Below are 11,168 nucleotides of genomic sequence, written 5' to 3'. Positions count from 1 at the left end.
GCCCTGATGTCCTTATTATAACGAAAAGTGATCTTACTTTCATCCTCCACTTTGATGATTTTTCAACCATCCAATTTGATAAGTCATTAAATGTACACCCAATTATACATATCTATTTATAGTTGTCTCTGTCAAATCAACGAGATTTACATATGATATAGCAAGCTAGTTTTTAGAAACATAGAAAGGAGGAATGAGGATGAAAGTCGTAATTCTAGCTGGCGGACTTGGCACCAGATTCCGTGAAGAAACCCATTCCAAGCCAAAACCTATGATTCTCATCGGTGATAAACCAATTCTGTGGCATATTATGAAAATCTACTCGTTTTATGGTTTTAATGAGTTTATTATATGCCTTGGTTATAAAGGGCACGTCATTAAAGACTTTTTTGCCAACTATCCCATGCACGCATCCGATGTAACAATTGACTTGCAAACGAACACCACGCAGTATCTTACATCGCCAGCAGAACCATGGCAAATTACACTCGTGCACACAGGCGATGAGACGATGACAGGTGGACGTATTAAGCGAATTCAGAAATATATTGGCGATGAGCCCTTCCTCTTAACGTATGGAGACGGCCTGACTAACGTGAACATCCCCGAAGTCGTGAAGTTTCATCAGGATCACGGCAAATTTGCTACACTCACAGCTGTTCAGCCTACGGCGAGATTTGGTTCACTTATTTTTGGAAATGGTACAGAAATCACTAAATTTCAAGAGAAGCCAAAAGGTGAGGGCGGTTGGGTGAACGGCGGTTTTTTTGTCTTGCAGCCTCAGGTTTTTGATTATATTGACGGTGACCCGATCCATTTCGAAAAGCAGCCCCTGGAGCAGTTAGCTGCCTCTGGGGAACTGCATGCGTTTAAACATGATGACTTCTGGTATGCTATGGACACGCTTCGCGATCAACAGCAATTGCAGAAACTTTGGGACTCAGGACAAGCACCATGGAAAATTTGGTAGTTCACTTCAGCACCAGCTCATATCGGTGAAAAAGGAGGAGTACGATGACGCCACTTGTGAGTATTTTGCTGCCCACCTTTGATCGACCACAGTTTCTGGAGCAAGCGTTAGTCAGCGCACTAAACCAAACTTATTCCCATATTGAAATTATCATTTGCRATAATAGCCAGAATGATGCAACGGAGCGAGTGGTGAATTCGTACTTGACCTCACCGAACGGCAGCAAGATCAAATATGTAAGAAACAAAACGAATATCGGGCCTGCGGCCAACCAGCAGAAGTGCTTCCGACTCGCAAAAGGCGAGTATATGAACTACTTAATGGATGACGATTTGTTTCATCCGAGAAAAATCGAGCTCATGCTTCCTTATCTGATTGGCAACCCCAAAATTGGACTCGTCACCTCGTTGAAACAAATTATTAATCATTTGGGGGAACCCCTTAAAATTTCCCAGACTCCTCCATTTAAACTATCAACGACAAAAAAGCCTGCCATCAACGGGCAAAGCTTAATCCAAAGCATGTTGACCGACACCCAAAACTACATTGGCGAGCCAACAACCGTGCTTTTTCGAAAAGCTGATCTGCTTGAACCTTTTGGTACTTTTGGCGGTAAACAAGCTCATAACAACGTAGATGTTGCCTCCTGGATCGCTTTGCTTGCCAAGAAGGATGCCGTATTTCTGCCGGAACCCTTGAGCTCTTTTCGCAAACATCCTACACAATTAACCAACACGCTTTTGTCGCGAATGGGGTGTCAGTGCGATTGGATAGATGCTACCCTTTTGGCAAAAAATCAGCATATCTTTGACGACTCTTCCACGTTTGTCAAAATCGTAAGCAGGTTAGGAAAAACGGTGCTGAATAATTTCTCAAAATGGAATGAAGCCACCAATGGCTTGTATCTGGAGGAATTACTGGATAGAGCGCGTCAATTGGCAGTTGTCAGTGAGAAAACCAAAAAATTATCCGCTCTTGYCAAGGATCTGAAAAAACTCACACAACAGCTTGAAAAACAAAGGAAACCAGCATCATAGAAAGTGAGGCTTGCGATGATGAAAGARTCGTCAGCCTTTGGAGGAACTTTGTAAGGCCTGCTATGCTGCAGGTCTTTTTTGTATGCGCAGGTGAGTTTCAACCGAAAGCAAAAAAATAGACCGCTCCTGCACAAGGCATACGGTCTATTTCATTATCTTGCTGTAAGGAAGCATAGCTTACATATAACTGCTCCCTTTAAGGAGCATAAGATTGCACGCTCTCTAAGACATACGCGACCTCTTCATCCGTTAAGTCAGGGAACAATGGGAGAGTAACGAGCTCACGCCAAAGCGTATCCGCGATCGGTGTTTCAGCCTTATATGGCACAAAAAGCGGATGCATGGTCAGCGGCATATAATGCACACCGGTTGCCACCCCTTTTTTCTTCATATGCAGAATAAACTGCTCTCTCTCTTTCACACGAACAACAAATGCCCAATACGAAGAGTCGTTCAAGTTGTAAGGTATCGCTGGCTGGACAAGGTTGCTGCCCGCAAGACCGGCTACGTACTGACGAATAATCTCTTCTCTTCGGCGGTTCATCGCATCAAGCTTAGCCAACTGAACAAGGCCGATAGAGGCCATGAGATCATTCATATTGTATTTGTAGCCAATGTCGGATATTTCATAATACCAGCTGTTGGCATCTGCATGATACGAAGCATTTTCTTCGTAACGCTCCCATGTATCTTTGTTGATCCCTACCCACCGCGAATGACGCAAAGGCCGCAACAGCTCAGGATCGTTCGACGAAATCATCCCGCCATCACCGGTCGTCATGCATTTTTTCTCCTCAAAACTAAAGCATCCTATATCGCCCCAAGTTCCCAGGGCTTTGCCCAAATATTTCCCTCCGGCCGAGTGCGCAGTATCTTCAATAACCTTCAAGCCACGCGCCTTAGCCCACGGCATCAGCTGATCCATAGGGACAGGATGACCCATGAAATGAACGGGAATGACCGCTACGCAATCGGGATCATATTTCCGCTCCAAATCTTCCATGCTGATACCAAAGGTCTTCTCATCCACATCTACAAACACCGGAACCAGTCCATTGTACAAAACAGCCATAGCCGTTGCGGCAAATGTGACGACGGGAACCAGTACCTTTTTACCTTGCGGGAATTTAAAAGCAGATAGAGCAAGGTGCAGCGCTGCCGTGCAGGAATTGACTCCTACTGACTCCGCGCTGCCGATATAATCGCTCCATTTTTTCTCAAACTCGCCTACTCGAGGACCTAGTCCAAGCCATGCTTTATTAAATACTTGCTTAATGCTTTCGAGTTCGTCATTGCCCACAGATGGCTTGAACAGTCTTATGTCCACGATTTCCCCTCCCCATTCTCCAGCTCAATCATTTTGCCAAACCTGCTAATAAAGGCTTCCCGGGTAACGACCATAGTAACCATTTCCCTTTCAGGCTCGCCTGTCAGCTGATCTTCAGCGGGAACCCAACGGATTACTTCGCCTACAACTTCTTTGCGCAGCGGTGTCCGCTCCACTTCCACTGCTCCTAAAGATTCATAAATATGAATGGCGCGGGCATTATCCGAAAGCACATTCAAATACCCCTTCTGTAAGCCTAGCTCACGCAAACTCCAGGCACCCAAAGTAAGCAGCGCATGCATAACTATGTTGCCATAACGTCCTTTACGGCCTCTTAGCAAATTATCATACTCACAAGTATGGGCGACTTCATCATAGTGCATTCTTTAGAATTGAATGACTGAATTGGCTTTTGGCTCGACTTTTGGTTTGATTTTTGGTATGGCTTTTGAATCGACTTTTGAATCGACTTTTGGCTCGATTTCTTGTTCGGACCTTGAAGCAGTTTCTCATTGATTTGCTGAAGCGTTTGTTGGTTTGATCTCTGATTGCTAGACTGTTTCATCTTCCCTTGCTGTTTCTCAAAATCTTTGATCTGTTGCGGTGTCGCATAGCCTTGGTTGACAGCAAAAAATTTAAATGTTTCGATATCCATTTGAGCAACCTCTTTGGCCATCTCATGCTGCGACAACTGCTCCGTGTGATACCGCAAATAGCTGAGCGGCTGAACCATGTAGACACCTTTCCCTTTACTTAACAAACTCAGCCAACTCGCCATGTCCACAGCAAAATAGGCCTGCCTGCCCAGCAGCACGCCAAAGGGCTCCGTCAGTGCTTTTCTTCGAAACAGAACTGTTGTTGGCTCGCCTAAATAATTAATTCGGTCTTCAAGCATCCGCTTTGTCAGCACTCGGCCGTCGACAACCGTATCTTTCATGTACAATTGTTTAAAAGTTCCAAATGGCGGAACATAAATTTGACGGCCTGCGGCGTTAATCACTCTGCGCTGCGATGTGACCATTGTGACATCGGGATACTGTATTAAGTAAGCCATCATTTTTTCTATTTTTTGCAGGTGAAACAAGTCATCGTCCATGAGATAGTTAATAAACTCACCAGTTGCCAAATTTAAGCTTTGCTGCTGATTCGCAATTGGACCCAAGTTTTGAGGGTTTTTGTAATATTTGATTTTTGTACCGCCAGGCATCATTTGATATTTTTGGACGACTTGCTGCGTCAGATTGTTATCACTGTTATCGCTAACGATAATTTCAATATTGTCATACGTCTGGTTAAACGCACTTTGCAGCGCTTGTTCGAAATACTTAGGCCTGTTGTAGGTTGGAATTAGAATACTAACAAGTGGATTCATCTCAATCTCTCCTTTTCAATGTATCTAACGTTGGAAGCACCTGATCCTTAGCCGAAATAATCGGCTGATCGACAGGCCACGGAATTTGAAGCGAAGCATCATTCCACAAAACCCCAGCTTCTTGTGCTGGTGAATAAACATTGTCTACCTTATAGACAACCTCGCAATTGTCCGATAAGGTACAAAAACCATGCGCGAAACCGGGAGAAATATAAACCATTGCAAAATTATCCTCCGTCAACACCCGGCTTTCATAGCAGCCAAAGGTGGGGGAGTCTTGACGCACATCGACAAACACATCTAAGATCGATCCTCTGCTGACCCATATAAGCTTCGTTTCTGCATGAGGCTCACGTTGAAAATGAAGCCCCCGAATTGTACCTTTCTGTTTGGAAAAAGAGCGGTTTTCTTGCACCCAATTGCGGTGAAGACCATGCGCCGTCATGATATTTACATCATACAGTCGGGTAAAATAACCCCGGTGATCGGTATTGGGAGCTAACGTGATGTCATAAATGCCCTGGAGATTGCCGGGTTTAATGATCATGAGATTCACTTCCCTCTACATATTCCTGTATTTGCTTGCTGCAAAGTTCCCTGCAGTCTCCCGACTGGTCGTAGGTTTTGACCCATTCAATCGATTTGGAAATCGCCATATCGAGATTCCAGCGAGGTGCCCATCCTAGTAAATTGCGGGATTTCGTGCAATCTAATCGCAAAACAGGCGCCTCATGCGGATGCTCCGCTGAATCGATCAGATAGGCTGCCTGATCTCCCCATTTCTGGCACAAGCTGCTTACTACTTGCTCCACAGAAATCGTATCTTCCTCATTGGGACCAAAATTCCACGCCTCCGCATATTGCTTGTCTACATACACATGCTGGGCTAACAGCAGGTAGCCATGCAGCGGCTCAAGCACATGCTGCCAAGGACGAACCGCTTGCGGATATCTCAGCTTGACCGGCTCCCCTTCAAGAATCGCCCTGAAGCAATCGGGAATCAGCCGATCCTCTGCCCAATCTCCGCCGCCAATCACGTTGCCGGCTCTCACCGACGCAAGCGCAACGGGTTCGCTCCACTCACTTTCTTCTTTTTCATAAATTTGCCGATAGCTGGTTACGATCAATTCCGTTAAGGCTTTGCTGTTCGAGTAGGGATCGCCTCCGCCTAAACGGTCTGTTTCACAGTATCCTCTCTTTTCATCCAATTGCGAATAAACCTTATCTGTTGAAACATGGATGACGGCCTTGATTGGCACACGGCTTCTYTTTGCTTGACGCACAGCCTCTAGTAAATTGATCGTTCCCATCGTATTAATCTCATAGGTTTCTATGGGATTCAGATAGGAGGCTCGAACCAGCGGTTGAGCTGCCAAGTGAAAAACGATGTCCGGAGCTGCTTCTATGATGGCTTCAGATAAGGCCGTCATGTCGCGAATATCAGCGATGTAAGATGTTACGATTTCCTGCATTCGGCAAAGCTCAAACAAACTCGGTTCCGTCGGCGGCTGTAAGGAATAACCGGTCACGTTAGCTCCCATGCCTTGCAGCCATAAGCTTTTTCATATCAAAATATCGTATGTTCACTAGAGCAAACCCGAAAGAGGCAAAAATCTAGTCTATGGAAATAAAAATAATAAGCTATCATCCAATCACATCTGCATTTACTTACATACGATAGATACTAGAGAGGAGGGATAGCAGATGAGTCTTTTAGAAAAACTTGAAGAGATGCTTAAACAACTTCCAGGTGGAGTAACTGAAGGCCCTGTTGGCGCTGTTTTACAAAAACTTGGCGAAGTCCAAGCCGCTATGGATGCAAACATGGATAGCCCAACAAGCTCCCAATGGCTGAACCAGCTTCAAGCCGAACTTGGCAAATTGAATTTAGGTGAAGGCACAATGACAGACATGCAAAACATTCTTGATCAAATCAAAAGTATTGCTGGTACAGACGTTCTTTCAGGAGCATCCATTCCCGYAGTGCTTGAAGCCGTTCGTCAATTTGTAGCACAAATCAATGTAACAAACCCAACACCAGAATCGATTACTGCAAACTTAGCAGCACTTCGTGGACTTGCTTCTCAAATTCAAGCTATTTTGAGTGGTCAAATGAGCGCATTGAACTTGAACCAAGACACAATCGCAAACTTATTGAAACAAATTAAACTGTAATAAAAAAAGAGACCGTCCCGAGTAGATTTATCTACTAAGGATGGTCTTTTTTTATTTCCGTGTTATGAGATCGCCAACTACGTCATATCGCCTGTGCGACATCACTTGCTCCAGGTTCGCCATATAGCAGAAACGCCTGAGCAGCGGCTATCCGAGCTAATGGAATCCGGTAAGGCGAACAGCTTACATAATCCAATCCGATCTTATGGCAGAAAAGAATCGACTCTCTGTCTCCACCATGCTCCCCGCAGATGCCTGTTTTTAACGACGGCTTCACTAATCGTCCTACATTCACCGCCAGTTCAATTAATTGACCGACGCCTTCGGTGTCAAGCACCTGAAACGGATTATGCGGCAGCAGCTTGTGATTGACGTAATGGGTCAGGAACTTCCCTTCCGCATCATCACGGCTGTAGCCAAATGTCATCTGCGTCAAATCATTCGTGCCGAAAGAGAAGAAATCGGCATGGGCTGCAATCTGACGTGCCGTTAATGCAGCTCTCGGCACCTCAATCATCGTCCCCACTGTGTAAGGGCACTCGCGCAGTTTATCTTTCCCAAGTACCTGTAGCGCGACGAAGTCAACGAGTTCTCTTAGAATTTTCAGTTCGTTAGCGTGGCCTACGAGCGGGATCATGATTTCCGGATGCACCTGGACACCTGCGTCAATACACTTGGATGCTGCGCGGAAAATGGCCTCAATCTGCATATCGTAGATCTCCGGATACACAATTCCTAATCGGCAGCCTCGCTGTCCCAGCATGGGGTTCGCTTCATGCAGTGCTTGTACTTTACGAAGCAGGCAAGCGACTTGCTCTTTTTCCTTGATGGAACCGTCACGTTCATAGGTCAGCTGGGCATGCCTTTTCTGCAAGTCATCTAAACTAGGTAGAAACTCATGYAGCGGCGGATCCAACAGGCGAATCGTTACCGGGAGGCCATCCATCTGCTCGAAAATCCCCTCAAAATCAGACTGCTGCATGGGAAGCAACTGGGCAAGCGCCTTCATGCGCTCTTCCTTATCTTCGGCAAGGATCATGCGCCTGACTACAGGCAGACGGGCCGGGGAGAAAAACATATGTTCCGTTCGGCATAACCCAATCCCCTCTGCGCCAAGCTGTCTTGCAATACCGGCATCGTGCGGATTATCCGCATTCGCAAACACCTTCAGCGTGCGAATCTCATCCGCCCACTTCAGCATTGTAAGCAGCTCATCCGTCATCCGCGCTTCATGCAGGGGCATAGCCCCCGCAATAACGCGACCGGTAGCGCCGTCCAACGTGATCCATTCCCCTTCTTCCAGGAGCCTGTTCTGTACAAAGATACGCTTCTCTTCTGGCACGATTCGAATCTCTTCACAGCCACACACGCAAGGTTTCCCCATCCCTCTTGCGACTACAGCGGCATGGCTCGTCATCCCGCCCCGACTTGTGAGCACGCCCTCCGCAGCGATAACGCCATGAATATCCTCCGGCGTCGTTTCCGTTCTGGCCAGGATGACTGCCTTGCCGGCACGAACCCATTCTTCCGCCGTATCGGCATCAAAAACGAGTTGGCCAACTGCTGCGCCTGGTGAAGCAGGAAGTCCCAGTGCCAACACATCGCGAACTGCTGCTTCATCAATCCCTGTATGGAGCAGCTGATYCAGATGCAGCACTTCAATGCGGCTGACGGCATCCTGCTTCGTCAATACACCTTCATCGACCAAATCAACAGCAATCTTAAGCGCAGCCTGGGCGTTCCTTTTGCCGCTTCGCGTTTGCAGCAGGTACAGCTTATTATTTTCCACAGTAAATTCGATGTCCTGCATATCCTTGTAATGCTTCTCAAGCTGCTTGGAGGCGTCTATAAGCTGCTCATAAATAGCAGGCATTTCCTCCTGAAGTGCAGCAATTGCCAGCGGTGTTCTAATCCCAGCGACCACATCTTCCCCTTGTGCATTGATTAAATATTCACCAAAAAACTGGTTCTCTCCTGTAGACGGATTCCTCGTAAAGACGACACCTGTGCCGCAATTACCTCCCATATTGCCAAAAACCATGCTCTGCACATTGACAGCCGTCCCCTGATCATCCGGGATCCGATTCATTTTACGATAAATTTGAGCCCTGGTATTGTTCCACGATTTGAAAACAGCTTCAATCGCCAGCTTCAACTGCTCATAAACATTTTGTGGGAAGGCTCGGCCTGTTTTGCTCAGAATACACGCCTTATATGCCTCGATTAGCTCCTTCCAACCGTTAGGTGTCACATCCTGATCCTGGTGAGCGCCCTCTTTCTCTTTCATGCGGTGCAGCAAGCCCTCGAAATGACTGGACTCTATGCCAAGCACGACGCTGCCAAACATTTGCAACAAACGCCTGTAACAGTCATAAGCAAACTTTTCGTTATTTGTAAGCGCAGCCAACCCTTGAACCGTTTTATCATTCAGACCCAGATTCAATATGGTATCCATCATACCTGGCATCGAGCTTACTGAACCGGAACGCACGGAAACAAGCAGCGGATTATGTGCATCGCCAAATGTCTGATCTTTCTGCTTCTCAAGCTGATTCAGTGATTCTTCGATTTGCTCAAGATGTGCATCCGAAAGCCGATTTCCCTTTTCAAAAAAAGCTAAGCAGGCTTCCGTCGTAATGGTAAAGCCAGGGGGAACGGGAAGTCCAGCGCGCGTCATTTCCGCTAAATTGGCCCCTTTTCCACCAAGAAGAGCTATCATCGAGGCGTCTCCCTCCTGAAAGGGGACCACCTGTTTCTGCGTCATCATTCGGTTGCCTCCTTATTGTTTTCTTTGCATGCGCATGCTTGGCACACCACATAAAACTTTTTGTAACCGTCAGTAGGCTGAGTTGCAAGTACTTCATTACATGATTTGCAAATAATAAGACCAAGTTCATTGCTTTGAGCAGCTATCCCCGCTTCTATTGTTACACTGACTGAATGAGACATGACGTTCCCTCCTTTTCTTGCGTGCATTCTGCACGAGAGATATAGGCTACTGCGTCTATGACTCGGCTAGCGTAGCCCCATTCATTGTCGTACCAGGCCAAAAGCTAACTCCCATTGGACCAGAGACTGCTTGTTTCATGGCTAGTTTTACTTCTTCAATTTGTATGTTGCGGCCAACCACCACTTGAAGATCCAATAGTGAAACATCCTGTGTCGGCACACGAACCGAAACACCTTGAATCTGCTCAGCAAGATGCGGCAAAACATCGACCAGCGCTTTCCCCACCCCAGTTGAAGTTGGAATAATGGCGTTCGTGCAAGCGCGGGCACGGCGTAAATCTTTATGCGGATTGTCCAAATGGTTCTGATCATTCGTGAAGGCATGCACCGTTGTCATCCATCCCATTTTGACCTGAAAAGCCTGATCCAAGAGATGCAAGATAGGCGCTATACAGTTCGTTGTACAAGAGGCTGCGGAAATCAAGCGGTGCTGCAACGGATCATACTTACCTTCATTGACCCCCATGACCATTGTTAGATCCATGTTCGTACCTGGAGCCGTAATTAGAACCTTCTTGGCACCTGCGAATAGGTGGCGCTCCGCTCCATGCCGATGGTTAAACTTCCCTGTGGCATCGACAACCATTGCAACGCCTAATTCTCTCCATGGCAGCAAATCTGGCTCTCTTTCGCAAATAACGCGAAGCAATTGTCCATTAATGCTCAGCGCGTTATCTGAAATCACTTCGATTTTGGCATCCCAAATGCCATGCACAGAATCGTATTTCAACAAATGGGCTAACACATGAATGGGACAAGTTGAGTTTACTACTGCTATTTGGAAATCCTGCTGCGAACTAGTCAAAGCTTTTCTCAAGACGAGCCTTCCAATTCTTCCAGTACCGCTGAGTCCAACTCGCATCTCCATCCCCCTTACTTCATTTAGTATGACATAAATGTAGCACATACAAATATAATGCACAATATATATTTGCACATTTAAATTTAAATAGGCTTATAACACACTTTTGTGAGTGAATTGATTATATATGACGTCATATATAATCGATAAAGACAGTTGGAGCAGCGCTCCACGGCAGCTAAATATATCCAGACATCAGCAGCGGAAACCAACATCAGAAGGAACTACAGGTCGCTATTTAGCTGAAAAGAGAGTATTTCCTAACCGAATGGGAACTACWGGCCCTTATTTCAGCGCAATGTGCCTTTACACTGCCCAAAAGGCCAAAATAGCGGACCATAGTTCCTCGAACTTGCTTAATTGGCTATTTCTACTAAAATAGCACCCTGTAGTTCCTTTACAGCTCCACCCTGTGC

10 protein-coding genes and 1 pseudogene are annotated in these 11,168 nt (G+C 46.3%); 3 read left to right on the top strand and 8 right to left on the bottom strand.

What is annotated here, in order from left to right:
* Positions 1-199: 199 nt before the first annotated feature.
* Together rfbF and AC1DUA_RS26970 are read left to right on the top strand one after the other, a co-directional pair.
* Positions 200-970: a glucose-1-phosphate cytidylyltransferase gene (gene rfbF, locus AC1DUA_RS26975; RefSeq protein WP_477502700.1), complete on the top strand. Its 771-nt coding sequence runs from the start codon at positions 200-202 to the stop codon at positions 968-970.
* A 44-nt stretch (positions 971-1,014) separates the two neighbouring features.
* Positions 1,015-2,007, top strand: a complete 993-nt coding sequence (locus tag AC1DUA_RS26970; RefSeq protein WP_477502699.1) for a glycosyltransferase family 2 protein — start codon at positions 1,015-1,017, stop codon at positions 2,005-2,007.
* A 196-nt stretch (positions 2,008-2,203) separates the two neighbouring features.
* On the opposite strand, the gene AC1DUA_RS26965 is transcribed toward AC1DUA_RS26970, so the two are convergent.
* From AC1DUA_RS26965 to rfbG, 5 genes are read right to left on the bottom strand one after another with little or no spacing between them, the layout of a single operon-like run.
* Entirely contained in the window at positions 2,204-3,334 is a 1,131-nt protein-coding gene (locus tag AC1DUA_RS26965) for a DegT/DnrJ/EryC1/StrS family aminotransferase (RefSeq protein ID WP_477502698.1), read from the bottom strand.
* A complete protein-coding gene (locus AC1DUA_RS26960) occupies positions 3,325-3,675 on the bottom strand; it encodes an N-acetyltransferase (protein WP_477502697.1) in 351 nt (116 codons plus the stop codon). Before AC1DUA_RS26960 ends, AC1DUA_RS26965 begins: the two co-directional genes overlap by 10 nt.
* Positions 3,669-4,706: a glycosyltransferase family 2 protein gene (locus AC1DUA_RS26955; RefSeq protein WP_477502696.1), complete on the bottom strand. Its 1,038-nt coding sequence runs from the start codon at positions 4,704-4,706 to the stop codon at positions 3,669-3,671. Before AC1DUA_RS26955 ends, AC1DUA_RS26960 begins: the two co-directional genes overlap by 7 nt.
* Position 4,707: 1 nt before the next feature.
* Complete coding sequence (rfbC, locus tag AC1DUA_RS26950; RefSeq protein WP_477502695.1) at positions 4,708-5,253, bottom strand: dTDP-4-dehydrorhamnose 3,5-epimerase; 546 nt, start codon at positions 5,251-5,253, stop codon at positions 4,708-4,710.
* On the bottom strand, positions 5,243-6,256 hold the full coding sequence (gene rfbG / locus AC1DUA_RS26945) for a CDP-glucose 4,6-dehydratase (RefSeq protein ID WP_477502702.1): 1,014 nt from the start codon (positions 6,254-6,256) through the stop codon (positions 5,243-5,245). The genes rfbC and rfbG overlap by 11 nt, the downstream gene beginning before the upstream one ends.
* A 154-nt stretch (positions 6,257-6,410) precedes the next feature.
* Here rfbG and AC1DUA_RS26940 point away from each other — a divergent pair, with 154 nt between their 5' ends.
* Positions 6,411-6,881, top strand: a complete 471-nt coding sequence (locus AC1DUA_RS26940) for a hypothetical protein (protein WP_477502694.1) — start codon at positions 6,411-6,413, stop codon at positions 6,879-6,881.
* Between the two features lie 82 nt (positions 6,882-6,963).
* Here AC1DUA_RS26940 and ppdK read toward each other — a convergent pair whose 3' ends face one another.
* The 3 genes and pseudogenes from ppdK to AC1DUA_RS26925 all read right to left on the bottom strand — a co-directional run bounded on the left by ppdK (position 6,964) and on the right by AC1DUA_RS26925 (position 10,758).
* Positions 6,964-9,645: a pyruvate, phosphate dikinase gene (ppdK, locus tag AC1DUA_RS26935; protein WP_477502701.1), complete on the bottom strand. Its 2,682-nt coding sequence runs from the start codon at positions 9,643-9,645 to the stop codon at positions 6,964-6,966.
* Positions 9,645-9,830, bottom strand: a complete 186-nt coding sequence (locus tag AC1DUA_RS26930) for a GapA-binding peptide SR1P (protein WP_477502693.1) — start codon at positions 9,828-9,830, stop codon at positions 9,645-9,647. The genes ppdK and AC1DUA_RS26930 overlap by 1 nt, the downstream gene beginning before the upstream one ends.
* Positions 9,809-10,758 (bottom strand): annotated as a pseudogene (locus AC1DUA_RS26925) (type I glyceraldehyde-3-phosphate dehydrogenase). Before AC1DUA_RS26925 ends, AC1DUA_RS26930 begins: the two are co-directional and overlap by 22 nt.
* Positions 10,759-11,168 lie beyond the last annotated feature (410 nt).

It is taken from the genome of Paenibacillus sp. 01T422, from assembly GCF_056398785.1.
Note: the sequence above shows the minus strand (reverse complement) of the source record. Positions and strands in the feature narration are given on the sequence as shown.